Annotated in this window: 27 protein-coding genes; 4 read left to right on the plus strand and 23 right to left on the minus strand. The window is 59.9% G+C overall.

Annotated features, from left to right (window positions below; translation table 11 throughout):
• Window positions 1–713 (plus strand): putative nucleotidyltransferase substrate binding domain-containing protein (locus AAFM15_RS09600; protein ID WP_341686495.1); only part of this gene is annotated, 713 nt, incomplete at its 5' end.
• A gap of 10 nt (window positions 714–723) precedes the next feature.
• Here AAFM15_RS09600 and AAFM15_RS09605 read toward each other — a convergent pair.
• The 4 genes from AAFM15_RS09605 to AAFM15_RS09620 form a co-directional block, all read right to left on the minus strand.
• Window positions 724–2,760 carry an exonuclease domain-containing protein gene (locus tag AAFM15_RS09605; RefSeq protein WP_341686496.1) on the minus strand — a complete coding sequence of 679 codons (2,037 nt, stop codon included), beginning with the start codon at window positions 2,758–2,760 and terminating at the stop codon, window positions 724–726.
• A 151-nt stretch (window positions 2,761–2,911) separates the two neighbouring features.
• On the minus strand, window positions 2,912–3,259 hold the full coding sequence (locus AAFM15_RS09610) for a hypothetical protein (RefSeq protein ID WP_341686497.1): 348 nt from the start codon (window positions 3,257–3,259) through the stop codon (window positions 2,912–2,914).
• Between the two features lie 117 nt (window positions 3,260–3,376).
• Window positions 3,377–5,182 carry a sodium:solute symporter family protein gene (locus AAFM15_RS09615; protein ID WP_341686498.1) on the minus strand — a complete coding sequence of 602 codons (1,806 nt, stop codon included), beginning with the start codon at window positions 5,180–5,182 and terminating at the stop codon, window positions 3,377–3,379.
• Between the two features lie 11 nt (window positions 5,183–5,193).
• Window positions 5,194–5,448, minus strand: a complete 255-nt coding sequence (locus tag AAFM15_RS09620; protein ID WP_341686499.1) for a DUF4212 domain-containing protein — start codon at window positions 5,446–5,448, stop codon at window positions 5,194–5,196.
• Window positions 5,449–5,659: 211 nt separating this feature from the next.
• Here AAFM15_RS09620 and AAFM15_RS09625 point away from each other — a divergent pair, with 211 nt between their 5' ends.
• Window positions 5,660–5,935, plus strand: a complete 276-nt coding sequence (locus AAFM15_RS09625) for a sodium/substrate symporter small subunit (protein WP_341686500.1) — start codon at window positions 5,660–5,662, stop codon at window positions 5,933–5,935.
• Here AAFM15_RS09625 and AAFM15_RS09630 read toward each other — a convergent pair.
• Window positions 5,914–6,138 carry a DUF1289 domain-containing protein gene (locus AAFM15_RS09630; RefSeq protein ID WP_341686501.1) on the minus strand — a complete coding sequence of 75 codons (225 nt, stop codon included), beginning with the start codon at window positions 6,136–6,138 and terminating at the stop codon, window positions 5,914–5,916. The two genes, AAFM15_RS09625 and AAFM15_RS09630, sit on opposite strands and share 22 nt — an antisense overlap.
• Window positions 6,139–6,416: 278 nt before the next feature.
• Between AAFM15_RS09630 and AAFM15_RS09635 the strand changes: the two genes are divergently transcribed.
• Window positions 6,417–6,977 (plus strand): MarR family winged helix-turn-helix transcriptional regulator, encoded by a 561-nt coding sequence (locus AAFM15_RS09635; RefSeq protein WP_341686502.1) that lies wholly within the window; start codon window positions 6,417–6,419, stop codon window positions 6,975–6,977.
• Window positions 6,978–6,998: 21 nt separating this feature from the next.
• On the opposite strand, the gene AAFM15_RS09640 is transcribed toward AAFM15_RS09635, so the two are convergent.
• Genes AAFM15_RS09640 through AAFM15_RS09665 form a run of 6 tightly spaced genes read right to left on the minus strand, consistent with a single transcriptional unit; the run spans window position 6,999 to window position 13,500 of the window.
• Complete coding sequence (locus tag AAFM15_RS09640; protein ID WP_341686503.1) at window positions 6,999–7,652, minus strand: 2-hydroxychromene-2-carboxylate isomerase; 654 nt, start codon at window positions 7,650–7,652, stop codon at window positions 6,999–7,001.
• Window positions 7,649–8,146 (minus strand): YbaK/EbsC family protein, encoded by a 498-nt coding sequence (locus tag AAFM15_RS09645; RefSeq protein ID WP_341686504.1) that lies wholly within the window; start codon window positions 8,144–8,146, stop codon window positions 7,649–7,651. The genes AAFM15_RS09640 and AAFM15_RS09645 overlap by 4 nt, the downstream gene beginning before the upstream one ends.
• A gap of 5 nt (window positions 8,147–8,151) precedes the next feature.
• The gene (locus tag AAFM15_RS09650) at window positions 8,152–9,060 is read right to left on the minus strand and encodes a hydroxymethylglutaryl-CoA lyase (RefSeq protein WP_341686505.1); all 909 of its coding nucleotides are present in this window, start codon (window positions 9,058–9,060) and stop codon (window positions 8,152–8,154) included.
• Between the two features lie 8 nt (window positions 9,061–9,068).
• A complete protein-coding gene (locus AAFM15_RS09655) occupies window positions 9,069–11,087 on the minus strand; it encodes an acetyl/propionyl/methylcrotonyl-CoA carboxylase subunit alpha (RefSeq protein ID WP_341686506.1) in 2,019 nt (672 codons plus the stop codon).
• Window positions 11,088–11,099: 12 nt separating this feature from the next.
• On the minus strand, window positions 11,100–11,882 hold the full coding sequence (locus tag AAFM15_RS09660) for an enoyl-CoA hydratase/isomerase family protein (RefSeq protein WP_371833102.1): 783 nt from the start codon (window positions 11,880–11,882) through the stop codon (window positions 11,100–11,102).
• Window positions 11,883–11,892: 10 nt separating this feature from the next.
• Complete coding sequence (locus tag AAFM15_RS09665; protein ID WP_341686508.1) at window positions 11,893–13,500, minus strand: carboxyl transferase domain-containing protein; 1,608 nt, start codon at window positions 13,498–13,500, stop codon at window positions 11,893–11,895.
• 158 nt (window positions 13,501–13,658) lie between these two features.
• On the opposite strand from AAFM15_RS09665, the gene AAFM15_RS09670 reads away from it, so the two are divergent.
• The gene (locus AAFM15_RS09670; protein ID WP_341686509.1) at window positions 13,659–14,615 is read left to right on the plus strand and encodes an AraC family transcriptional regulator; all 957 of its coding nucleotides are present in this window, start codon (window positions 13,659–13,661) and stop codon (window positions 14,613–14,615) included.
• Here AAFM15_RS09670 and AAFM15_RS09675 read toward each other — a convergent pair.
• The 12 genes from AAFM15_RS09675 to gmhB form a co-directional block, all read right to left on the minus strand.
• The gene (locus tag AAFM15_RS09675) at window positions 14,596–15,243 is read right to left on the minus strand and encodes an HAD family phosphatase (protein ID WP_341686510.1); all 648 of its coding nucleotides are present in this window, start codon (window positions 15,241–15,243) and stop codon (window positions 14,596–14,598) included. The genes AAFM15_RS09670 and AAFM15_RS09675 overlap by 20 nt on opposite strands.
• Window positions 15,244–15,261: 18 nt before the next feature.
• Window positions 15,262–15,654, minus strand: coding sequence for a YchJ family metal-binding protein (locus tag AAFM15_RS09680; protein WP_341686511.1), 393 nt, complete (start codon window positions 15,652–15,654; stop codon window positions 15,262–15,264).
• Window positions 15,655–15,677: 23 nt separating this feature from the next.
• A complete protein-coding gene (locus tag AAFM15_RS09685) occupies window positions 15,678–16,109 on the minus strand; it encodes a rhodanese-like domain-containing protein (RefSeq protein WP_341686512.1) in 432 nt (143 codons plus the stop codon).
• Window positions 16,110–16,127: 18 nt separating this feature from the next.
• On the minus strand, window positions 16,128–17,255 hold the full coding sequence (locus AAFM15_RS09690) for an acyl-CoA dehydrogenase family protein (protein WP_341686513.1): 1,128 nt from the start codon (window positions 17,253–17,255) through the stop codon (window positions 16,128–16,130).
• Window positions 17,256–17,264: 9 nt separating this feature from the next.
• Entirely contained in the window at window positions 17,265–18,446 is a 1,182-nt protein-coding gene (locus tag AAFM15_RS09695) for an acetyl-CoA C-acyltransferase (RefSeq protein ID WP_341686514.1), read from the minus strand.
• A 47-nt stretch (window positions 18,447–18,493) separates the two neighbouring features.
• The gene (can, locus tag AAFM15_RS09700; protein ID WP_341686515.1) at window positions 18,494–19,162 is read right to left on the minus strand and encodes a carbonate dehydratase; all 669 of its coding nucleotides are present in this window, start codon (window positions 19,160–19,162) and stop codon (window positions 18,494–18,496) included.
• Between the two features lie 46 nt (window positions 19,163–19,208).
• A complete protein-coding gene (locus AAFM15_RS09705) occupies window positions 19,209–20,393 on the minus strand; it encodes an isovaleryl-CoA dehydrogenase (protein WP_341686516.1) in 1,185 nt (394 codons plus the stop codon).
• A 4-nt stretch (window positions 20,394–20,397) separates the two neighbouring features.
• Window positions 20,398–20,772: a PaaI family thioesterase gene (locus AAFM15_RS09710; protein ID WP_371833103.1), complete on the minus strand. Its 375-nt coding sequence runs from the start codon at window positions 20,770–20,772 to the stop codon at window positions 20,398–20,400.
• Window positions 20,773–20,891: 119 nt separating this feature from the next.
• A complete protein-coding gene (locus tag AAFM15_RS09715) occupies window positions 20,892–21,290 on the minus strand; it encodes a MerR family DNA-binding transcriptional regulator (protein WP_341686517.1) in 399 nt (132 codons plus the stop codon).
• A 74-nt stretch (window positions 21,291–21,364) separates the two neighbouring features.
• Entirely contained in the window at window positions 21,365–22,144 is a 780-nt protein-coding gene (locus AAFM15_RS09720) for a SprT family zinc-dependent metalloprotease (protein ID WP_341686518.1), read from the minus strand.
• Complete coding sequence (locus tag AAFM15_RS09725) at window positions 22,134–22,871, minus strand: lysophospholipid acyltransferase family protein (protein ID WP_341686519.1); 738 nt, start codon at window positions 22,869–22,871, stop codon at window positions 22,134–22,136. The genes AAFM15_RS09720 and AAFM15_RS09725 overlap by 11 nt, the downstream gene beginning before the upstream one ends.
• A 2-nt stretch (window positions 22,872–22,873) precedes the next feature.
• Window positions 22,874–23,449 (minus strand): D-glycero-beta-D-manno-heptose 1,7-bisphosphate 7-phosphatase, encoded by a 576-nt coding sequence (gene gmhB, locus AAFM15_RS09730; RefSeq protein WP_341686520.1) that lies wholly within the window; start codon window positions 23,447–23,449, stop codon window positions 22,874–22,876.
• Between the last annotated feature and the right edge of the window lie 77 nt (window positions 23,450–23,526).

Here is a 23,526-nt window from a genome sequence, read left to right on the forward strand (position 1 = left end):
GTCCCTACTTCAAAGCCTTCTCGAAAATGGTGTGTGATGGACTGGCCGAATGTGGCTATATTCACTGCCCCGGCGAGATGATGGCGATGACCGACCAATGGCGCCAACCCCTGCGTCAATGGCGCGACTATTTTGACCGGTGGATCCATGTGCCTGATGGCAAGGCCCTGATGCTGACCACCGTGTTTTTTGATCTGCGTGCCGTCTACGGACAGTCCGAGCTTTTGCAACGCTTGCGCGATGAAGTGCTGGAGCGGACCAAAGGCAACACCCTGTTTCTCGCGCATATGGTCGGCAACGCTCAAAAGCAGCGCCCCCCCTTGAACCTGTTCGGCCAGATCTCCACCATTCGCTCTGGCGAGCATGCGGGAACGGTGGACCTCAAACATCAGGCACTGGCGCCCATCGTGGACCTGGGGCGCATTTACGCCTTAGCCAGCGGACTGCATGACGTCAACACGCATGACCGCATCCAAAGCGCTTCCAGCAAAGGTGAAATCAGTGCGCAAAGTGCACGCGACCTGCGCGACGCTCTCGAATTCATTGCCAATTTACGGATCGCCCACCAGACACAGCGCATGAATGACGGCCTGGCTCCGGACAACTATCTTTCCCTGGACGAGTTGTCCAACTTCGAACGGGGCCATCTCCGCGATGCCTTCTCGGTTATTCAGTCACTGCAAAGCGTCTTGGGCAACCGTTATCACTTCTGATCTACCCGACTCAGTACTTGAGGCGCGCATAAAAGGTTTTTTGAGCTGCCGCTCTGGCCTGCCCCAGGGTATGGATTCCCATGTCTGCCAGCAAAGGGATCATGCGCAAAAACACCTCTGCAGTCACCATCGCATCGCCCAGGGCGTTATGGCGGCTGGTGACCATGATGTTCATGCGCTGTGCAATGGCCTCCAGGCGATGCGATTCCTGGTTGGGGTGTATCACGGCAGACAACAACAAGGTGTCCAGCACCGGCTGCTCAAAGCGCAGGCCGGTTGTGCGCTCCTTGAGTTGCAGAAACTTCATGTCAAACGCTGCGTTATGGGCAACCAGCACGGTGTCCTTGGCATAAGCGTGAAACACGGGCAGAACTTCTCCGATGGCAGGGCGGCCCTGGACCATGTCCGGCGTGATGCCGTGAATGGGAATGGAGGCTGCCGGGATATTGCGCTGCGGATTCACCAGCTGCTCATAGGCCTCATGCCGCAAGAGCTTGCCATTCACAATCCGGGTGGCTCCAATCTGGATGATTTCATCACCTTGCGAAGGGTTCAGTCCCGTGGTTTCCGTATCAAAAACGGTGTAGCTCAGCTCGCTCAATCTCATGTCATCGAGTGCGCTTTGCACAGGCGCCGTCTTGAACAGGTCAAAGTCAAAGAACTCGGGGCGACTGTCTGTCGGCTGCAGCGCATCGACATCGCGCTGCTCATGCATCCCGGCCGCTGGCAGGCTCAATCTGAAAAGCGCCTGATGACGGGTACGCTCGCGCTCAAACGAGAGCATGCCCGAATGCCGGTTCATCACATCCCTCACACTCAAGGGTGAGTGCCCCTGCCCCACAGTCATCGGGTCAAGCTCCCAGCTCATCACGGTTTCTGTGCTCATGTTGTGACCGGTCCAGATCAGGTCAATCAACACCTTATCGCCCAGCGCCTGCGTGCGCAATTGCAAATAGCGCACATCAAACTCATCCACCAGGCGGTTGGCCAGATACAGCAACACCTGCAACACGCCAAAGCTATCGACCTTGACCCACACGTCAGGCTCGACCACCTCAACACTCACCTCTTTGCCCGTATGCTTTTCGATGCGCTTTTGGGCCACCGACACCAGGTCGGCCACCAGCATGTCCTCCAGCGGCCAGCGCGTCTTGAGCGCCTGCATGCTCGATGCACCTAGCTCCTGAATGCGCTCCTGCGCTTTAGCCAGCTGCTCCTGCAGCAAGGACAGCTGGACACCCCATGAATCAGGCGCTTTGGCCAAACTGTTCAGACTCGATCGCATGGCAGCCAAATGGGTGAGTGCACTTTCCGTCAACCCGACCAGGGCCTCATCACGTTCAGCCTCTTCAGTGAAGCTGCTGGTCACGTTCTCCAGCATCAACACAAAGCCCTGCAAGTGGGTTTCGACCGACGCATCCTCTGTGGCCCGAACGGGCGCCATATGGACCCTCAAGAATTGTCCTGAGGGCGTGGTCGTCAAGAATTGAGTTGCGGGCTGTGCAGCACCACGGTCCATGCGCAGACGAATGTTCTCCAACGCATGGTCCAGCAGCGACTGCTCCAGCAAGGCATAGATCGAACGGCCAATCCCCAACATGGGTATGCTCGCATTGGCCGACTTGCCACGCGAGAGCACCTTGAACTGCATCCGCGCCCGGTTGTTGTAGAGCAGAATGCGCCCATCCAGATTGCAAACAACCACGCTCTGCGCCAACTCGGACATGAGCGCCGCAAGCCGGTTTCGCTCTTTACGAACATCTGCACTGATTTCAAGCACCTGGCGCTGAACATCGTTGCGCGCAGCGTCACGGGAGCGGGCCAACTCGTTGACGGCTTGGGCCAGACCTTTCAGCGCCTCATGAGACTGTGTCTGAGCTTCAATTTCCAAGGGCTGCTCACTGGCCGCCAGCATGCGCACCTGTTCGCGCAAACGGTCAATGCCACGGCGATAGCGCTTGTCCAGTTGACGCCACGCCCATCCCATGAGCGCCAGCAAGACGGCGAACCCCAAGGCTCCCAGCACCCAAGCACTTTGCCCGTCCACTGACTGTCTCCTTCACGCTTTGTGACTTTGATCACTTGCCATGCACCACAACGGCAAGTCTTTGTGCCCATTGTGCGACCAGCGCTGACCTTGCACTGACGCGCGGGTGCAGCAGCCCGCGGTGTGCTTGCGTCACATCAAGAAAACTGGTTTATTTTTTGGGAGCGGGCGGATGCGCATGCCGACCCAAAATAAAGTTGGCGAAGAACTTGCACCAGATGGTGCTTCCGGCGATGGCTGTCCAGGCGTCGTAGTCCAGTCGGCCCAACAAGACAAAAACAATGACCACCACAGCAATTGCACCGGCAATCATGTTGATGGCGGCTTCATACGGCGCAAACTTTTCGGGATGAGCGGGAGAGACGCCCCGTTTCAGCGCCACCTCGGAAAAGTCACGCTTGATGACGATACGGTAAGCACGGCGCCACCAGAAAAATGCCATCGGAAACAAGGCCAGGAACAACACCCAGGTCAGGGCCACGCTGACGTCAAAAACCATTGAAGACTCCAACTGCCGCTGTGCAGCGGCTCATGAAAAAGCCCTGCCGACTTGCATCGGCAGGGCTTTGGATTGTCTCACTGTTCTGGCAGCAAGCCGCCAGAAACTCAGGACAACTTAGTGAGCACCGTCCACCATTTTGGAACCGCGCGGCACGCGCACGTTTTCCACCATCTGCTGGATGTGAGCTGGCGGCTCAGCGGTCACTTTATCGACCACGAAGGCCACGATGAAGTTCACGATCGCGCCAACTGCACCAAAGGCTTCAGGGGTGATGCCGAAGAAGGCGTTCGGGCCACCAATCAGGTCCAGATAATCCGTACCCTTGATGAAGAACAGACCCTTGTGTGCAAACACATAGAACAGGGTAATGAACAGACCAGCCAGCATACCGGCCATGGCACCTTCCTTGTTCATCTTCTTGGAGAAGATACCCATCATGATGGCGGGGAACAGAGAAGAAGCAGCAATACCGAAGGCCAGAGCCACGGTACCGGCAGCGAAGCCAGGCGGGTTCAGACCCAGGTAACCGGAAATCACGATGGCCACAGCCATGGCAATCTTGCCGGCCATGAGTTCGCCCTTCTCGGAGATGTCCGGGTTGAACACGTTCTTCACCAGGTCGTGAGACACGGCGGAAGAAATGGCCATCAGCAGACCCGCAGCGGTCGACAGCGCAGCAGCCAGACCACCAGCAGCCACCAGTGCGATCACCCAGTTGGGCAGCATGGCGATTTCGGGGTTAGCCATCACCATGATGTCGGCGTTGACAGTCAGCTCGCTGCCTTTCCAGCCAGCGGCTTCGGCCTTGGCTTTGACGGCGTCGTTCTTGGTCTTGTCGTTGTAGAACTGGATACGGCCATCGCCGTTCTTGTCTTCAAACTTCAGCAGACCGGTTTTTTCCCAACGCTTCATCCAGTCAGGACGAGATTCGTAGGAAATGCTGGACTCAGGAGCGTACAGATCGCCACCAGCCTTAACAGCAGTGTTGACCGTAGCGTGCAAGTTCAGCTTGGCCATGGCAGCCACAGCAGGAGCGGTGGTGTACAGGATGGCGATGAAGATCAGCGCCCAGCCAGCGGATGCACGTGCGTCTTTCACCGAAGGCACGGTGAAGAAGCGCATGATCACGTGGGGCAGACCAGCCGTACCGATCATCAGGGACAGGGTGTACATGAACATGTTGAGCATGCTGCCTGGCATCTGGGTCGTGTACTTGCCAAAGCCCAGGTCAGTCACCACTTGGTCCAGCTTGGCCAGCATGGTCATGTCGGTGCCCTGGAAGTGGCCACCCAGACCCAGCTGGGGCAGGAAGTTGCCGGTCAACTGCAGGGAGATGAAGATCGCAGGGATGGTGTAGGCCAGAATCAGCACGATGTACTGAGCCACCTGCGTGTAGGTGATGCCCTTCATGCCACCGAACACGGCGTACAGGAACACAATGGCTTGACCAATGTAGATACCCGTGTCGCTGGACACGTTCAGGAAGCGGGAGAAGGCCACGCCCACACCGGTCATCTGACCGATGATGTAGGTGGTGGAAGCAGTCAGCAGACAGATCACGGCCACAGTGGAAGCCGACTTCGAATAGAAGCGGTCACCAATGAACTGGGGCACAGTGAACTTGCCGAACTTGCGCAGGTACGGAGCCAGCAGCATGGCCAGCAGCACGTAGCCGCCGGTCCAGCCCATCAGGAACAGCGCGCCGCCGTAACCCATGTTGGCGATCAAGCCGGCCATGGAGATGAAGGAGGCGGCCGACATCCAGTCAGCTGCGGTAGCCATACCGTTCATGCGCGGACCGATGTTGCCACCGGCTGCGTAGAACTCACTTGTCGAGCCAGCACGGGCCCAGATGGCGATGCCGATGTAGAGCGCGAAGCTCAGACCGACGACCAGATAAATTGTGCTTTGCAGATCCATATATCGTCTCCTCAGTCTTCGTGAACATCAAATTCACGATCGATCTCGCCCATACGCTTGGCGTAGTAGAAGATCTGGATGATGAAGATGTAGATTGAACCCTGCTGGGCAAACCAGAAGCCCAGGGGATAACCGCCCAGGCTGATGCTGTTGAGCATCGGGGCGAACAGGATGCCGGCGCCGAAGGAAACCAGGAACCAAACGATGAGGATGTTCCTCAACAGCTTGATAGTGGCGTTCCAATAGGCATGACTTTTGTCTTCCATTTGAATACCTCTCAAAACGTTATGACACCCAACAAAACAGCTGTTGGGTCGACACACGCTACGGAATTTTCCGTATCGGTAGGCGGACTGTGTTCAAGCCAGCTTACTGATTTCTTAACTTTTGGGGCTCCGGGACGTATTTCTGGGGGTTTCAAGGGAAAACACTTACTCAAATACCGCAACGGAGTCCCTACGCTCTAGGGAAAACACCATGAATGATCATCTCTCCCCCGCTCAACTGAAGTCCCGCGTGCGTCGCCTGACTTTGCTATTGGTGTGCATCTGGTTGCTGACCATTACCCTGCCTGCTTATTACGCCCGTGAGCTGAGTCAGGCGTTTCCCGGCTGGCCTTTGCACTACTGGATTTCGGCGCAGGGAGCTTTGCTGGTTTTTCTGGCCCTGGTGGTGGTGCATGCCGTTTTGGTCAATCGCTGGGAGTCCAGCGTCCAACACCCACCTCTGACTCAGGACTCAAGCCTGGATTGAATCTTCTGCCAGACCTGTCGCTTATCCTGCGGGCTGGCCTGACTCCACTGTGCGATTTCCTGCAAAGTGCGCAAGCAGCCCAAGCACAAGCCCTCTTTAGCATCCATGCTGCAGATGGACTGACACGGCGAAGGCACAGGCTCGCGCTCGTCCTTTTCGAGTACCTGCCGCGCACGCGCCCTCAAGCGTTCGGTCACAACCATTTTCAGTTCCTTTGAGCTTTGCCTGCATGTGGGCCACAAACGACAATCGCGATCACTGGCCTTTTCTTTTTGCCCACACTTATTTGTAATATTTTGAACTTTTCCCAAATATCTAGCATTTACGGTGTTTTAAACAAATTCTTCTGCATTAGGGGTTAGCACCAGTCATCATGTGCATTTCCTCAAATACAATCGCGTTGCCTATTTCAATGCCAGAATGAGGCTTTCAGGAAGGTTTGCGCCTTCCTTTTTTTTTGTCTGCACACAGGCGATGGCGTATGCTAGTGGCATTCCAGTACAACAATGCCACGACCGTGACCACGCCCCGCAGGACACCGCGCAAGAGCGCCGAGACAACTACAGCATCATCTGCAACCGAACCTCTGCACCATGGTCAGGTATTGCGACAGTTCCGCATGCTGTTCAATGCAGTGCGCAGGCATTTTCACCGGCTGGAAAAGCAGGCTGGCATTGGAGGTGCCAATGTTTGGGCCTTAAGCCTGATCGAGCAAAACCCCGGCATCGGCGTGTCTCGATTGGCCGAGATCATGGATATCCATCAGTCCACCGTGAGCAACTTGCTGCGCTCCATGATCAAGTCCGGGCTGATTCATACCGAAAAGTCCGCCAAGGATCGGCGCGCAGTTGAAATCTATGCGCTGCCCGAAGGGCTGAAAATCCTCAAGCGTATTTCTGTGCCCTATGAGGGCGTATTGCCACGTGCACTCAGCGAGATCGATCTGCAAACGCTTGAGCGCCTGCACAAGGACTTGCAGCAGTTGATCGATCGCATCGACATCGACGAAAACGCTGCCCAGACCCCGCTGGCCCTGTTGTGACAGTTGGCAACGCAGGTCCGGTCACGGCTTGCGTTGAACCCCGGTGGGTAGCGAGGCCGCAGCCTGCCAAGCCCCCTCATGAAACCAGGCGTCGCCCTGCAGATATGCGCGCAGCATGGGCAAAGCATCCTGCCCCCAAAACAGCTTGTCGTCGACCCGGATGCTCGGCACGCCGAACAAGCCCAAGGCAATGGCTTCGTCCGTATTGGCCTGCAAAGCTTGCTTGACCTCAACACCAGTCGGGTCGCGTTGCGGCTTTAACTGAAGGCCAAGTTGTCTGAGACGATCAGCGTCGGTCGCCTCCAGGGCGCTGCACCAGACATGGCGAAACACCTGCTCACATACTGCACGGCCAGGCGTTCCCGATGTATCGCAAGCCAATGCCAGGCGCAGCAAGGCCAAGGGATTGAATGGGTGGGAGGCGGGTAACTTGAGGTCACACCCTTGCTGGCGCGCCAGCCACTGTACTTGGCGGTAGGTCCAGTCACGTTTGCCAGGAATTTCGGCTGGCCCCAGCTGCCCGTGGTGCTTGAGCAAACCCGCAAACAACACTGGTTTGTAGACCACCTGTACATCGAGCCCCTCCAGCGCTTGAGGCAAGGCAGCAAAGGCGAGCCAGGCGTAGGGCGAGATGAAATCCAGATAGAAGGTCAACGTTTTCGGCGTGTACGTCATGTCGTCTCCACCACATCGGCCACCGGGGCACCGGTCAGGCGCTTGAGGTCCTCGGGTTCCAGGCAAAAAACGGCATGGGGATGCCCTGCAGCAGCCCAAATGGACTCAAAGCGCCAAAGGTCTGCATCAAGCAAAGTGACTGGCGAGTTCAGGTGCGCTAGAGGCGACACACCGCCAATCGTAAAACCGGTGTGCGCCTTGACGAACGCTGCATCCGCACGCCCCACTTTGCCCACCAAAGCCGAGACTTTTTTCTCGTCCACACGTCGATCACCCGAAGTCACCACCAAGACGGCCACCTCATCTGCTTTGCGCTTGAAGATCACGCTTTTTGCAATTTGCCCCAGCTGCACGCCCAGACCATCTGCTGCCTCTTGGGCTGTGCGCGCCGCTGCATTGAGCATGATCGGCGCATGCGGATGCGCCGCTTCCAGCAAAACTGTGGCCACCCGTTGCACACCTTCGGGCAAAGCATGGAGTTGCGAACCGCACATGGGACTCAGCCCTTGCGTTTGTTGAGAATGGCCGTGGCCACACGCGACTGTGGTGCACGGCTGAGATAAGCACTGATAAACGCCCCAGCATCCACCAGGGCATCTAGGTCAATGCCTGTATCGATACCCATGCCGTGCAACAAAAACACCACGTCTTCGGTGGCCACATTGCCGGTGGCGCCTTTGGCATAGGGGCAGCCGCCCAGACCGGCCACCGAAGACTGAAAGTTCCACACCCCCATCTGCAAGGCCGCCAGCGTGTTCGACAGCGCTTGTCCATAGGTATCGTGAAAGTGGCCACTGATGTGGTCCACGTCATAGTGCTGCAAAGTCGCCTCGATGGCGCGCTGCACCTTCAGCGGCGTACCCACACCAATGGTGTCGGCCACATCCACGCGCTGCACACCGATACCTTTCATCAGGCCCGCCAGGTAAGCCACCCGCTCGGGAGCGATCTCGCCCTCGTAAGGACAGCCCACGGTGCAGCTCATCGCACCGCGCACCGCGATACCTGCCGCCAGTGCCGCTTCGACCACAGGCGCAAAACGTTCGATGCTTTCGGCGATGGAGCAGTTGATGTTTTTCTGGCTGAAAGCCTCGCTGGCGGCGCCAAACACGACGATCTCATCGGGTTTATCAAGCACCGCCGCCTCATAGCCCTTGAGGTTGGGCGTCAGCACTGAATAGCGCACGCCGCTTTGACGCTGGATGCCGGCCATGACTTCATGGTTGTCGGCCATTTGCGGCACCCACTTGGGGCTGACGTAACTGGTGACCTCGATCTCTCTGAGACCAGCGGCTTGCAGCCTATGCACCAATTCAATCTTGATGGCAGCAGGTACAGGCTGTTTTTCGTTTTGCAAGCCGTCGCGCGGACCAACGTCGATCAGGCGAACTTGGGAGGGCAGTTTCATGGCAAAGCTCAACTGGACAATTTCAGTAATTCTGCACCCTCTGCAAGCTGATCGCCCGGCGCATAAAGCAACTCCAGCACCTCGCCGTCGTGGGGCGCAGCCAGTGTGTGCTCCATTTTCATGGCTTCCATCACCGCCAGCGGCTGGCCGGCCTTGACCTTGTCACCCACCTTGACGGCAAAGGACACCACCTTGCCCGGCATGGGCGCCGTCAGGCGTCCGCCTTCTTCGGCCACCTCGCCTGCATGGGCCAGCGGGTCCTGCAAGCTCATGCGTGCAGCACCGCGCGGCGTGAACACATGCGCTACTTCGCCTTGCCAATGCACCGTGCTCAGCAAGCGCTCGGCATGTTGCACCAACAAGCCATCTGCTTGCATGCTGAACTGCAGAGGCAGGGTTTCACCCGCTCCCACTCCCAAAGCCAATCCCTCGCGACCATAGGTCAAAACGGCCTGCACCCTCTGCTCATCTTGCACCAGCGTGAAGTGTCGTTGCGTGGTGCCATGCGACTGAAAACCGTCGCGTGCGCTGAACGGATCCTCACCTGCCAGCGTCTGCTCGGCGGCCAGCGTGTGCGCGATCACCGCTGCAGCCGTAGCCTGCACACCCACCGGGTCCTGATTGAACAACACCGCCTCTTCGCGCTGGATGAGTGCGGTATCGAGCTTGGCGGTAGCAAACGAGTCGCTGCGGACCACATGGCGCAGGAACTGCACATTGGTGTTCAGGCCCACGATCTGCGTCTGCGCCAGCGCGGTGTCCAGCCGGGCCAGCGCCTGCTCGCGGGTGTCGCCATGCACGATCAGTTTGGCCACCATCGAGTCGTAAAAGGGGCTGATGGTGTCGCCTTCGCGCACGCCATCGTCAAAGCGCACCGCGACGCTGGCGTCGCTCGGATCCGCTCGCTCAAAGCTCACCGCCTGCGGCTTGCGGTAGACGGCGAGCGTGCCGGTGGCGGGCAAAAAGTTGTTGTCCGGGTTCTCGGCGCAGATGCGCGCCTCGATCGCGTGCCCCTGCATGCGGATGTCTTCTTGCGCCAGCGGCAGCGGCTCGCCGCAGGCCACGCGCAGTTGCCACTCCACCAGGTCCAGGCCGGTGATGGCTTCGGTCACCGGGTGCTCGACCTGCAGGCGGGTGTTCATCTCCATGAAATAAAAGCGCATCGAATCGGGCTGGTCGTAAGCCGCCTGCTCGACGATGAATTCCACCGTACCGGCACCCACATAGTTCACAGCCTTGGCGGCGGCCACAGCGGCCAGGCCCATCTGCTGGCGCAGCTCAGGCGTCATGCCGGGGGCCGGGGCTTCTTCCAGCACCTTCTGGTGGCGGCGCTGCACCGAGCAGTCGCGCTCGAACAGGTACACGCAGTTGCCCTGCGTGTCGCCAAACACCTGGATTTCAATGTGACGTGGGCGCTGCACGTATTTTTCGATCAGCACCGCATCGCTGCCAAAGCTGTTGATGGCTTCGCGTTTGCACGACTCGAGCGCGGCCATGAAATCCTGCGACTTGTCGACCGCGCGCATGCCCTTGCCACCGCCACCAGCACTGGCTTTGATGAGCACCGGGTAACCGATGCGGTCGGCTTCGGCCTGCAACAGCGCCGGGTCCTGGTTGCTGCCGTGGTAGCCGGGCACCAGCGGCACACCGGCTTTTTCCATCAACTGCTTGGACTCGGCTTTCAGGCCCATGGCCAGAATCGCCGAAGCGGGCGGGCCGATGAAGACCAGGCCGGCTTCGGCACAGGCGTTGGCAAAGGCCTCGTTCTCGCTCAGAAAGCCATAGCCGGGATGCACCGCCTCGGCGCCCGTGGCCTTGGCGGCGTCGAGGATGCGCTGCCACTGCAGGTAGCTGTCCTTGGGAGCCGAGCCGCCCACATGCACCGCCTCATCACAGGCCTGCACATGCTTGGCGCTGGCATCGGCGTCGGAATACACCGCGACGGTTTTCACGCCCATGCGGCGGGCGGTGGCGGCCACGCGGCAGGCAATTTCGCCGCGGTTGGCGATCAGGATTTTCTTGAACATGATCTGTACTCCTCAGGCCAGCCAACCCGGCTGACGCTTGTCGAGAAAAGCCGACAGGCCATCCTGGGCTTCGGGAGTGGCGCGCAGCTGCGCGATGCGCTGGGCGGTATCTTCCACAACAGCATCGTTGATCGGTTTGTTGTCCACCGCGCGGATCAGGTCCTTGGCGGCGGCCTGCGACAGCGGACCGCCCTGGATCAAGGCATCCACAATCTCCTGCACTTTGGCGTCCAGTTGCTCAGGCTCCACCGCTTCGTGCACCAGACCCAGTTCGCGCGCCCGCAGCGCGTCGATGCGCTCGGCCGACTGGAAATAGCGGTAGCTCTGACGCGCACCGATGGCCCGCACCACGTATGGGCTGATGGCTGAGGGGATGATGCCGAACTTGACTTCGGAGGTGGCGAACACGGCCTTGGTGGACGCCACCGCGATGTCGCAAGCCGCCGCCAGTCCGGTGCCGCCGCCCAAGGCCGCGCCCTGCACGCGGGCAATGGTGGGCTTTTTCATCTCGGCGAGTACGCGCAGCATGCGGGCCAGCGCGCGGGCATCGCGCAGGTTGTCTTCCACGCCGTTTTGTGCGGCACGCTTCATCCAGTTCAGGTCGGCGCCAGCCGAGAAGCTCTTGCCGCGCCCGGCCAGCACCACCACGCGCACGCTGGCGTCCTGGTCCAGTGCTTCGCAAGCGGCTGTGATTTCGGCGATCAGGGTTTCGTCAAAAGCGTTGTGCACGTCCGGGCGGTTCATCCACACGGTAGCCACACGGCCATTTTTTTCAATTTCGAGGGTCTGATACACGGTGAACTCCTTACATGCGGAACAGACCGAACTTGGTCTCGGGGATCGGTGCATTAAGCGAAGCGCTCAGGCCCAGCGCCAGCACGCGGCGCGTATCGGCGGGGTCGATCACGCCATCGTCCCAGAGGCGGGCGGTGGCGTAATAGGGGTGCCCCTGGTCTTCGTACTGCTGCTTGATCGGGGCCTTGAAGGCTTCTTCTTCCTCCATGCTCCACTGACCACCCTTGGCTTCGATGCCATCGCGCTTGACGGTGGCCAGCACGCTCGCGGCCTGCTCGCCGCCCATGACGCTGATGCGGGCGTTGGGCCACATCCACAAAAAGCGCGGCGAGTAGGCGCGGCCGCACATGCCGTAGTTGCCCGCGCCAAAGCTGCCACCGATGATGATGGTCAACTTGGGCACCGCAGCGGTGGCCACGGCGGTGACCATCTTGGCGCCATTGCGGGCAATGCCCTCGTTTTCGTATTTGCGCCCGACCATGAAGCCGGTGATGTTCTGCAAAAACACCAGCGGCGTCTTGCGCTGGCAGCACAGTTCGATGAAGTGCGCGCCTTTGAGCGCCGATTCGGAAAACAGGATGCCGTTGTTGGCGATGATGCCCACCGGCATGCCTTCGATGCGGGCAAATCCGCACACCAGTGTGGTGCCAAAGCGCGCTTTGAATTCGTCGAACTCTGAGCCATCGACGATGCGGGCGATGATTTCGCGCACATCGAAAGGCTTGCGGGTGTCGGTCGGGATCACGCCGTACAGCTCTTTGGCGTCGTACTTGGGCGGCACAGGCGCGTGCGTGGCGATGTTGGGCGCTTTTTGCGCGTTCAGGTTTTTGACCGCGTTGCGGGCCAGCGCCAGCGCGTGCAAATCGTTTTGCGCCAGGTGATCGGCCACACCCGACAGGCGGGTGTGCACATCGCCACCGCCCAGGTCTTCGGCGCTCACCACTTCACCGGTGGCAGCCTTCACCAAGGGCGGGCCGCCCAAGAAGATGGTGCCCTGGTTCTTGACGATGATGGTCTCGTCGCTCATGGCGGGCACGTAGGCGCCGCCCGCCGTGCACGAGCCCATGACGACGGCGATCTGCGCAATACCCTGCGCGCTCATGTTGGCCTGGTTGAAAAAGATGCGGCCAAAGTGGTCGCGGTCTGGAAAGACCTCGTCCTGATTCGGCAGGTTGGCGCCGCCCGAGTCCACCAGATAAATGCAGGGCAGGCGGTTTTGTTGCGCGATTTCCTGCGCCCGCAGGTGCTTTTTGACGGTCATGGGGTAGTAGGTGCCACCCTTCACTGTGGCGTCGTTGCACACGACCATGCAGTCCACGCCGTTGACGCGGCCGATGCCCGCGATCACGCCCGCACAGGGCGCATCGTTGTTGTACATGTTGAGGGCTGCCAGCGGCGCAACTTCGAGGAAGGGCGTGCCGGGGTCGAGCAGGTTCATCACGCGATCGCGCGGCAGCAGCTTGCCACGGGCGGTGTGCTTGGCGCGGGCGGCTTCGCCACCGCCCAGTGCCACACGCTCCAGGTGGGCGCGCAGGTCGTCTACAACGCGCTGCATGGCCGCAGCGTTGGCGGCAAATTCAGCCGAGCGAGGATTGAGTTGTGAGTGCAAAACGGTCATGGGCATTCCGGATCAAGCATTTGATGACGCCAGCATAAGCCTCTACGCCAAAGGCTCAAAGCCAAACAGGTCACAAATCCTGCCAAAATATTAACCAAATGAACTTACCCTCGTCGTCAAAAGCCGCCACCCCCATCGCCTTCATAAGATCGATGGTCATGGCCTATACGCAAAGAGGGATGGACCCATCCAACGCCTTGTCACAGGCACAAATCACGCCAGAACTTCTCAAGCAAGACCATGCCCGCGTGACCGCCCTACAAATGGAGTGGATGTCCGAGGCCGCCATGCGCGATCTTGATGACGAGGCACTGGGATGGTTTCGCCGTCGCCTCCCCTGGGGAAGTTACGGCATGCTGGTGCGCGCATCGTTGACCGCACCTACACTGGGCGTGGCTTTGGCGCGCTGGTGCAGGCACCACAATTTGCTGACCGAAGACATTCACCTGCAGCTCCAAAAGTCCGGGGCCCAGGCTCACATCGAACTCAAAGAGCTGCATAACCTGCAGCACATGCGCGAGTTTTGCACGGTGTCCATCCTGCGCAACGCCTTGGGCGTCGCCTGCTGGCTGACCGACTCGCGCATCCCAGTGACAGAAACATCGCTTCACTTTCCGGCGCCTGCTCACGCAGACAGCTACCGCGTGTTGTTTGATGGCCCCAGTCTGTTTGATCAGGAAATCAGTCGCCTGAGTTTTGATGCAGGCTATCTCGATTTGCCCGTGCGACGCGATGAAGCTGCTTTGCAACGCATGTTGCAGCGCGCACTGCTCTTGACCGTTCGCCCCTACAGACGCGACCGATTACTGGTCGAAAAAGTGCGCCAGGTCCTGGCTCAGCACCCTCAGTCCAGCCGCAATGCAGAAGACCTGGCCGCACATCTGAACCTCTCAGCCCGAACGCTGCACCGACAACTCAAGGAAGAAGGCGCAAGCCTTCAACAACTCAAGGATGCCGTCAGACGGGACATGGCCAGCGAATTGCTCCTGCGGACCACGCGCCCGATCAAACAAATTGCGGCAGAGGTCGGATTCGTGAACGAAAAAAGCTTTATGCGCACCTTCAAAACCTGGACCGGCCAAACGCCGGATGAGTTCAGGACAAACGCAAAGTAGCCATGCTGGTGAACACGCGCTTCGCCCCCGCCTGCATCAGCGGTTCATGCGCAGCTGGCGGCTGCGCATAAGCCCATACCGCCGCACCCGCAGCAACACCTGCCGCAATACCCACGGGCGTGTCTTCGATGACCAAACACTGCACAGGATCCACCTGCAGATGCGCGGCAGCGGCGAGGTAAACATCAGGGTAGGGCTTGCTGCGTGGCATCTCGTGTCCGCTGAAAATGCGGCCTGCAAAAAAGTCGTGCAGGCCCACTTTGCGCAACATCATCTCGACCTTGTAACGGTCTGCGCCTGAGGCCACAGCAATGCGTCCATCACACTGATCGCTCAAGTGCTGAACGGCGTCGTGCACGCCATCAATGGCCGAAATGCGCTGCTCCAGCTGCACATTGCGACGTTCAAAAAACTGCTGCAACCACTCGTCCGTCAGCGGTACACCCGTGTTCGCTTCGATCAACGCTCGCTGGCTTTTGACGGTATGTCCCACAAAGCGCTGCATGCATTCGGTCAGCGTCATGCGCCAGCCCTGCTCTTCGAACATGTCGCGCAACACACCACAGGTGATGGCTTCGCTGTCAACCAGCACGCCATCGCAATCGAACAAAACAGCCTGAAAATTCATGTGCGGATGATACGTGGATCAGCGCATATCCCCGTCCACATAGAACCAACGTCCGTCTTCGCGCACAAAACGGCTGAGTTCATGTTGTCGCACCGCACGACCTGCCAGCCGGAAACGCGCTACAAATTCAACCTCTAACCTGTCCACCCCCGTTGAGCGGTGGCTTTTGATGTCGAGCCCCAGCCATTTGGCCTGCGACTCCAGCTCCAGTGTGGCAGGCCGGGTGCTGCTGTGCCAGGTTGCCAAAAGATAGGGCACATCAGCCAACACAAAGGCGCTGTAGCGCGAGCGCATCAAGCGTTCGGCATCGGGTGCTGCCTCACCCGCGTGCAAGGGGGCGCAGCAAGCGGCATAGGTCAGCAGCCGCTTGTGAGCATCAAGACGCCCACACGGGCACACATCCACCTTCATGCGGCTGACCTCGTAGCAAGATCTCAGTGCGCCTTGCGCGCCGCGCTTTCGGCCTTGTGCTGTTCAAGCGAGACGATGGGCGATCCTGACTTTTTCCAGGCCGCAAATCCGCCATCGATATGGGCCACATTGGTCATGCCCATGTCCATCAACGTTTTGGTGGCCAAGGCGCTGCGCCAGCCTGCACCACAAAACAGGACAAATTTTTTGCTCTCATCGCCAAACACCGGCTTGAAATAGGGCGACTCCGGATCCACCCAGAATTCAAGCATGCCGCGGGGTGCGAGCAAAGCACCGGGAACGGTGCCGTCACGCTCAAGTTCGCGCGGGTCACGAATATCCACGATTTGCACGTTCGGGTCGGCTTGTTTTTCGCGCACCTGCTCCACAGTCAATGTGGTCACTTGCGCCATGGCTTCGTCCACCAGAACGCGGAATCCTTTGGTAATCGGCATGCTTGTCTCCGTGTCGTTTTACAGCCCGCGCTGAATGATGATTTTTTGAACGTCGCTGGTGCCCTCGTAAATCTGGCACACCCGCACGTCCCGGTAAATCCGCTCGACCGGGAAGTCGCTCACATAGCCATAGCCCCCCAGGGTCTGGATGGCCACCGAGCACACCTTCTCTGCGGTTTCGCTGGCAAACAATTTGGCCATGGCGGCTTCTTTCAGACAAGGGCGGCCAGCATCGCGCAGACTGGCAGCGTACCAGATCAGCTGTCGTGCGGCCTCAAGCTGCGTGGCGCATTCAGCCAGCCGAAAGCCCACCGCCTGGTGGTTGAAGATGGCGGTGCCAAAGCTCTCGCGCTGCTTGGCGTAGTCAATGGCCACTTCGAGTGCGCTGCGCGCCATGCCCACGCTTTGCGCACCGATGCCGATGCGTCCACCTTCCAGCGCAGACAGCGCAATCTTGTAGCCCTCGCCCTCCTGACCGATCAGGTTTTCCGCAGGAATGCGGCAGTTGTCGAAGTTGATCTGGGCGGTGTCGCTGCTGTGCTGGCCCAGCTTGTCTTCCAGACGCGCCACCACATAGCCCGGCGCGCTAGTGGGCACCAGGAAAGCACTCATGCCCTTCTTGCCCGCGCCCTTGTCGGTCACGGCAATGACGATGGCCACATCGCCGTGCTTGCCGCTGGTGATGAACTGCTTGACGCCATTGATGACGTATTCGTTGCCCTCTTTCACGGCGGTGGTTCGCAGCGACGAAGCGTCCGAGCCCACATGCGGCTCGGTCAGACAGAACGCGCCCAGCAGCTCGCCCTGCGCCAGTGGCGTGAGCCATTGCTTTTTCTGGGCGTCGTTGCCGTACATCATGAGGATGGCGTTGACCGGACAGTTGGTCACGCTGATCGTCGTGCTCACGCCACCATCACCGGCGGCAATCTCTTCGAGCACCAGCGCCAGCGTCAGGTAGTCCAGACCCGCGCCACCCAGTTCCTCGGGCACGCAGATGCCATACGCACCCAGCGCGGCCAGGCCTTTGTGGGCCTCTTTGGGGAAGTGGTGTTGCTTGTCCCACTCGGCGGCGTGGGGCCACAGCTCTTGCCGGGCAAAGTCACGCACCGCGTCGCGGATCATTTCCTGGTCGGGGGTCAGCAGCATGGCAAATCCTTAAACCAGTTCAAGCGCCACGGCCGTGGCTTCGCCGCCGCCAATGCACAGCGTAGCCAGGCCTTTTTTCAGGCCACGGGCCTGCAGGGCGTGGATCAGGGTGACCATGATGCGGGCGCCAGACGCGCCAATCGGGTGGCCCAGCGCGCAGGCACCACCATTGACGTTGACCTTCTCATGCGGAACTTTCAGGTCGTGCATCAGCGCCATCGGCACCACTGCAAAAGCTTCGTTGATTTCCCACAGATCCACATCACCGACCGTCCAGCCGGCTTTGGCCAGGGCTTTTTCGGTCGCGCCCACCGGGGCGGTGGCGAACCACTCGGGCTCCTGCGCATGGGTGGCATGGCTGGCGATGCGCACCAGCGGCTTGCAGCCCAGCTTGGCTGCCGTGCTCTCGCGCATCATCACCAAGGCGGCCGCGCCGTCGTTGATGGACGAGCTGGCCGCGGCCGTGATGGTGCCGTCCTTTTTGAAGGCCGGCTTGAGCGTGGGGATCTTGTCGATCTTGATCTTGCCGGGGCCTTCGTCGGTGGCAATCACCGTCTCGCCGGCGCGGGTCTTGACCGTGACGGGGGCGATTTCCTTGGCGAAGCCGCCATTTTTGATCGCGTCTTGTGCGCGCTGCACGCTGGCCATCGCAAAGGCATCCTGCTGCTCACGCGTGAAGTTGTACTTGGCGGCGCAGTCCTCGCCAAAGGTGCCCATGCTGCGGCCGGCCTGGTAGGCGTCTTCGAGGCCGTCGAGCATCATGTGGTCAAACAAGCGGTCGTGGCCAATGCGGTACCCGCCACGGCCCTTGAGCATCAGGTAAGGGGCATTGGTCATGCTTTCCATGCCACCGGCCACGAGCACGTCGTGACTGCCAGCCACGAGCATGTCGTGCGCAAACATGGCCGCGCGCATGCCCGAGCCGCACATCTTGGACAGCGTGACCGCACCCGCACTCTTGGACAGGCCGCCCTTGAATGCGGCCTGGCGCGCCGGGGCCTGGCCCTGGCCCGCCATCAGGCAGTTGCCAAACAGCACTTCGGTCACGAGCTCGGGGGCGATGCCTGCACGCTCGACGGCGGCCTGGATGGCGACACCACCCAGATCATGGGCGGCGAGCGTGGAAAAGTCGCCCTGGAAGCTGCCCATGGGGGTGCGGGCAGCGCTGACGATGACGATGGGGTCGGACATGGTTTTCTCCAATCAGAAAGTGCAATGACCACGCCACCCCATGCGGGTCACGCGGCCGAAAGTGCGCCACCACGCGGGTAGCGCTTGAAAGCGTTGCGAAAAACGTCAACCACTTCGCCAGCGTGGCGCATGGTGACACCGAGGTCTTTGACCAGGCCGTTGTCCAGGCCATAAATCCAGCCGTGTACGCTCACGTTCTGACCACGGCTCCAGGCGTCCTGCATGACGTTGGACATGGCCACATTGCCCACCTGCTCGATCACATTCATCTCGCACATGACCGATTCGAGCTCGGCTTGGGGCAGGTGGTTCAGGCGCTGGCGGTGGCGCAGGCGCACGTCCTGCACGTGGCGCAGCCAGTTGTCGGCCAGGCCTACACGGGTGCCCCGCGTGGCGGCCAGCACACCGCCGCAGCCGTAGTGGCCCACGACCATGATGTGCTCGACCTTGAGCGCATCAACCGCGTACTGGATGACAGACAGGGCGTTCAGGTCAGAATGCACCACCACGTTGGCCACATTGCGGTGCACAAACACCTCACCCGGATCGAGACCGGTGATCTGGTTGGCGGGCACGCGGCTGTCGGAGCAGCCAATCCAGAGGTACTTGGGGTTTTGCTGGTTGGCCAGACGCGAGAAATAAGCCGGGTCTTGCTGGACCATGCTCTGCGCCCAGGCGCGGTTGTTGTCAAAAAGATGTTGAAGTGAGTCGCTCATGCATCAATTGTCGCAGCGCAGCAAAGCCATTGATGACCTACGGCTTTCAGCAGGTTTCAGCAAACAGCTCGCGGCCGATCAGCATGCGGCGAATTTCGCTGGTGCCAGCGCCAATCTCATACAGCTTGGCATCGCGCCACAGGCGGCCCAGCGGGTATTCGTTGATGTAGCCGTTGCCGCCGTAGATTTGCACGCCCTCGCCCGCCATCCAGGTGGCTTTTTCGGCGGTCCAGAGGATGACCGAAGCGCAGTCCTTGCGCACCTGGCGCACGTGATCGGTACCGAGCAGGTCGAGGTTCTTGGCCACGGTGTAGGCAAAGCTGCGCGCCGCCTGCAGCACGGTGTACATGTCGGCGACCTTGCCCTGGATGAGCTGAAATTCGCCGATGCTCTGACCAAACTGCTTGCGGTCGTGGATGTAGGGGATCACGTTGTCCATGACGGCCTGCATGATGCCCAAAGGGCCGCCGGTGAGCACGGCGCGTTCGTAGTCCAGGCCACTCATCAGCACCTTGGCCCCCATGTTCAGGCCGCCCAGGATGTTTTCTTCGGGCACCTCAACGTCCTGGAACACCAGCTCACCCGTGTGGCTGCCGCGCATGCCCAGCTTGTCGAGTTTTTGGGCAATGGAAAAACCCTTCATGCCTTTTTCGATCAGGAAGGCAGTCACGCCGCGGGCACCCATTTCGGGTTCGGTCTTGGCGTAGACCACCAGGGTGTCGGCGTCGGGGCCGTTGGTGATCCACATCTTGGAGCCGTTGAGCAGGTAGTAACCGCCCTTGTCTTCGGCCTTGAGCTTCATGCTGATCACGTCGGAACCCGCGCCCGGCTCGCTCATGGCCAGGGCGCCCACATGTTCGCCACTGATGAGCTTGGGCAGGTACTTGGCGCGCTGGGCCTCATTGCCGTTGCGCTTGATCTGGTTGACGCACAGGTTCGAATGCGCGCCATAGCTCAGGCCCACCGAGGCACTGGCACGCGAGATTTCTTCCATCGCCACCATGTGGGCCAGGTAGCCCATGTTGGCACCGCCGTACTCTTCGCCCACGGTGATGCCCAGCACGCCCAAATCGCCCATCTTGCGCCACAGGTCCATCGGGAACTGGTCGTCGCGGTCGATCTGTGCGGCGCGGGGTGCAATTTCGGCTTGGGCAAAGTCACGCACGGCTTCGCGCAGCGCATCAATGTCTTCACCGAGCTGGAAATTCAGGCCTGGCAGGTTCATGGGCATCTCCTTAATAAGTTTTGGGTACAGGCGCCAAGGTCTGCTGCATCACAGCACAGGGCGAGACCTTGCCATCGGCATCGATATGGTCGACCTCAGCAGTGGTGACGATGACGCGCTTGCCCGCCTTGACCACACGGCCAATGGCCCGGATCTCGCCACCTTGGTAACTGTTGAGAAAGTTGATCTTGTATTCCACGGTGACCACTTCCATGCCTTCGGGCGCCATGGTCAGGCCGGCATAACCGCCCGCAATGTCAGCCAAGGCTCCCATGGCACCCCCGTGAAAACCGTCTTGCTGCTGCGTGACTTTGTCGCCGTAGGGCAGCGCCAGCTCGACCAGGCCGCGCTCTGCGCGCAGCAGGCGCACATGCAGATGCTGCATCATGCCCTGGCGGGCAAGGCTGGTGGCAACGCGTTCGTATTCGGGTGTGTTCACAGCAGTGACTTTAATTGACGTTTACGTAAACGTCAATTAAAGCACACCCCGTATCTACCCCAAGATCAGGCGCCGACTTTGGTCGTCTTGGCCAGCAGGGCTTTGGCTTCCTTCTCGTGGGCCTTGACCTCGTCGAGCGTGGCCTGCAACTCGGCCATCTGGGCTTCAAGCTGTTGTTTATGCTGGGCCAGCACCACCAGAAACTTTTTGAGCTGCGGCCCGGTATCGCGCGGACTGTCGTACATGTCGATCAGGTCTTTGGCTTCTGTCAGGGACAAGCCCAGCCGTTTGGCCCGCAAGGTCAGTTTCAGGCGCGTGCGATCGCGGTGCGAATAGACCCTATTGCGTCCACCTGGACCACTGCGCTCGGGCTCGAGCAAGCCCATGTCCTCGTAAAAGCGGATGGCCCGCGTGGTGAGGTCGAACTCCTGCGCCAGATCGCTGATGGTGTATGTGGTGGCCATGTGCTCAAAAAAATGAAGGTTGACGTTACGTTAACGTCAATTTGCCACATCCTACCGCAAGAGCAGCAACTCACTCAACGCCAATGCGACAAGTCGATTTGCCTGAGCGCTTGCTGACGTTCACGGTAATCAGGCAGGATGCGTTCCACCCAGGACCAAAAACGCGGGCTGTGGTTCATCTCGTGCAGGTGCGCCAATTCATGCACCACCACGTAGTCCACCAAAGCCATCGGCAAATGCACCAGCCGCCAGTGCAGGCGAATATGTCCGTCGTGGCGGGCACTGCCCCAGCGGGTACGCGCCTGGCTCAGGGACAAACGGCTCCAGCGCACCCCAAGCAAAGGCGCGTGGTGGTTGAGCCGCTCGGTCAGCCCTTGGCGCGCTTGGGTTTGCAGCCATTGCTCGAGCGCAACCTGAGGCGTTTCGCCTTGCGCATCAAGCGGCAGTGGCAGCAGCAAGCGGCACTCGTCTTCACGCACCTGCAAGGCATCTTCACCCAACCCGAGCTGCCAGTCTTGCCCCCACAGTTGAAACTTGGCACCGTGCTTGCACACAGGGGGCGACACGCGAGGTTGTTGTTGGCGCTCACGCATGCTCTGCAAATGCCGCAAGATCCACGCCGCCTTTTCGAGCAAGAAACTTTCGATTTGCTTGACTCCCGCCCAGCGAGGGGCGCGCACCAGCAGGCCTTGCTGGCCCACCACGCAGCCAATGGTGCGCCTGCGCGTCCAGTCCAGACGGTACAGCACATGTTCGCCCTGCAACACGATGTGGCGGTTGGCACCTTCGGGTGCGGGCCAACGCAACCCGCGCTCAGCGCTGGTGAAGTCCAGCGCCAGCTGCTCAGGCGGCATAGGCCTCGGGATCCAGTCGACGCATTTCAGCTTCGATCCAGGCTTGCACTTCAGCCATCAGCTCATCGGCCTGACGCCCTTCGCTGGGGATGGGCTTGCCAATCGAAATATCCACCACGCCTGGACGCTTGACAAAAGCCTTGGTCGGCCAGCAACGGGCTGATGTCACGGCAATAGGGATCACCGGCACGCCAGCGGCAATGGCCAAACGGGTGCCCCCGGTTTTGTACTCGCCCACCTCGCCACGCGGGATGCGCGTGCCTTCGGGAAACATGATGACCCACACACCCTCTTTCATCAGGCGCTTGCCTTGCTGCACCACCTTGGCAAAGGCCCGTGCCTTCTGGCTGCGGTCAATATGAATCATGTCCATGCGCGCCATGGCCCAGCCAAAAAACGGAATGCGCAGCAGCTCTTTTTTGAACACATAGGCCAGCGGGTGCGGCATGATGGCCGGCATCACAAAGGTTTCCCAGGTGGACTGGTGCTTGACCAGGAGCACAGCCGGATCCTTGGCACCTTGCGGCAGGTTTTCCATCCCCTGCACACGGTTGCGGATACCCAAAATCAAGGTACCGCCTTTCACCGCTGTCCGCAACCAGCCTGCACAGATCCAGTACAGCGTGGTGCTGCTCACCACATAAGACACGGCCACGACAAACAATGCCCACGGCACCACCGTGATGCCCATCCACAGCACATGCAAAACGGAACGAATGCAATTCATGATCAACCTTGGAGCGTGGTGCTGTGCGTTTGCAGCAAGTCATCGACAAACGCCGACAAATCGGCATGCACACGGGTGTGTGCCGGAAAACCGGACGGCAGAGGCTCTCTGGGGTCATGGCCAGCGTGGCGTCCGGTCAACACCAGATGAGGCTGCGCATACACGGCTTCTGCAGCCTGCGCATCGCGCACGCTGTCTCCGACAAAGGGCACACCTTCCAGACTGATGCCGTAGCGCTCACCAATTTGCTCCAGCAAGCCCGGCTCGGGCTTGCGGCAGTGACAGCCTTCGTCCGCAGCATGTGGGCAATAAAAAATGGCATCCACCCGCGCGCCTACACGGGCCAGCGCTTTGGTCATGGTGTCATGCACAGCATTGAGGGCAGCCATGTCCAGCAAACCGCGGCCCAAACCGGATTGGTTGGAAGCCAGCACCACGTGGTAGCCTGCATGGTTCAAACGACCAATGGCTTCCAGCGCACCTGGCAAGGGCTCCCACTCCTCGGGAGACTTCACAAACTGGTCACTGGCACGGTTGATGGTGCCGTCACGATCGAGAATGACCAGTTTGGTTTGCATGTCCGTTCCTGTGTTCAGGCGACCAGGCGCGAAAGGTCGGCCACGCGGTTCATCGCCACATGCAGGCTCTTGAGCAG

Origin of the sequence: Limnohabitans sp. (assembly GCF_038134685.1) — a bacterium.
Lineage (GTDB): Bacteria > Pseudomonadota > Gammaproteobacteria > Burkholderiales > Burkholderiaceae_C > Limnohabitans_A.

Coding starts and splice junctions, on each gene's coding strand:
- AAFM15_RS09610 (WP_341686497.1), bottom strand. CDS start 3,259: ATGGTTTTTGACGTCAGCGTGGCCCTGACCTGGGTGTTGTTCCTGGCC.
- AAFM15_RS09615 (WP_341686498.1), bottom strand. CDS start 5,182: ATGGATCTGCAAAGCACAATTTATCTGGTCGTCGGTCTGAGCTTCGCG.
- AAFM15_RS09620 (WP_341686499.1), bottom strand. CDS start 5,448: ATGGAAGACAAAAGTCATGCCTATTGGAACGCCACTATCAAGCTGTTG.
- AAFM15_RS09625 (WP_341686500.1), top strand. CDS start 5,660: ATGAATGATCATCTCTCCCCCGCTCAACTGAAGTCCCGCGTGCGTCGC.
- AAFM15_RS09630 (WP_341686501.1), bottom strand. CDS start 6,138: ATGGTTGTGACCGAACGCTTGAGGGCGCGTGCGCGGCAGGTACTCGAA.
- AAFM15_RS09635 (WP_341686502.1), top strand. CDS start 6,417: ATGCTAGTGGCATTCCAGTACAACAATGCCACGACCGTGACCACGCCC.
- AAFM15_RS09640 (WP_341686503.1), bottom strand. CDS start 7,652: ATGACGTACACGCCGAAAACGTTGACCTTCTATCTGGATTTCATCTCG.
- AAFM15_RS09645 (WP_341686504.1), bottom strand. CDS start 8,146: ATGTGCGGTTCGCAACTCCATGCTTTGCCCGAAGGTGTGCAACGGGTG.
- AAFM15_RS09650 (WP_341686505.1), bottom strand. CDS start 9,060: ATGAAACTGCCCTCCCAAGTTCGCCTGATCGACGTTGGTCCGCGCGAC.
- AAFM15_RS09655 (WP_341686506.1), bottom strand. CDS start 11,087: ATGTTCAAGAAAATCCTGATCGCCAACCGCGGCGAAATTGCCTGCCGC.
- AAFM15_RS09665 (WP_341686508.1), bottom strand. CDS start 13,500: ATGACCGTTTTGCACTCACAACTCAATCCTCGCTCGGCTGAATTTGCC.
- AAFM15_RS09670 (WP_341686509.1), top strand. CDS start 13,659: ATGGCCTATACGCAAAGAGGGATGGACCCATCCAACGCCTTGTCACAG.
- AAFM15_RS09675 (WP_341686510.1), bottom strand. CDS start 15,243: ATGAATTTTCAGGCTGTTTTGTTCGATTGCGATGGCGTGCTGGTTGAC.
- AAFM15_RS09680 (WP_341686511.1), bottom strand. CDS start 15,654: ATGAAGGTGGATGTGTGCCCGTGTGGGCGTCTTGATGCTCACAAGCGG.
- AAFM15_RS09685 (WP_341686512.1), bottom strand. CDS start 16,109: ATGCCGATTACCAAAGGATTCCGCGTTCTGGTGGACGAAGCCATGGCG.
- AAFM15_RS09690 (WP_341686513.1), bottom strand. CDS start 17,255: ATGCTGCTGACCCCCGACCAGGAAATGATCCGCGACGCGGTGCGTGAC.
- AAFM15_RS09695 (WP_341686514.1), bottom strand. CDS start 18,446: ATGTCCGACCCCATCGTCATCGTCAGCGCTGCCCGCACCCCCATGGGC.
- can (WP_341686515.1), bottom strand. CDS start 19,162: ATGAGCGACTCACTTCAACATCTTTTTGACAACAACCGCGCCTGGGCG.
- AAFM15_RS09705 (WP_341686516.1), bottom strand. CDS start 20,393: ATGCCCATGAACCTGCCAGGCCTGAATTTCCAGCTCGGTGAAGACATT.
- AAFM15_RS09710 (WP_371833103.1), bottom strand. CDS start 20,772: ATGCAGCATCTGCATGTGCGCCTGCTGCGCGCAGAGCGCGGCCTGGTC.
- AAFM15_RS09715 (WP_341686517.1), bottom strand. CDS start 21,290: ATGGCCACCACATACACCATCAGCGATCTGGCGCAGGAGTTCGACCTC.
- AAFM15_RS09720 (WP_341686518.1), bottom strand. CDS start 22,144: ATGCCGCCTGAGCAGCTGGCGCTGGACTTCACCAGCGCTGAGCGCGGG.
- AAFM15_RS09725 (WP_341686519.1), bottom strand. CDS start 22,871: ATGAATTGCATTCGTTCCGTTTTGCATGTGCTGTGGATGGGCATCACG.
- gmhB (WP_341686520.1), bottom strand. CDS start 23,449: ATGCAAACCAAACTGGTCATTCTCGATCGTGACGGCACCATCAACCGT.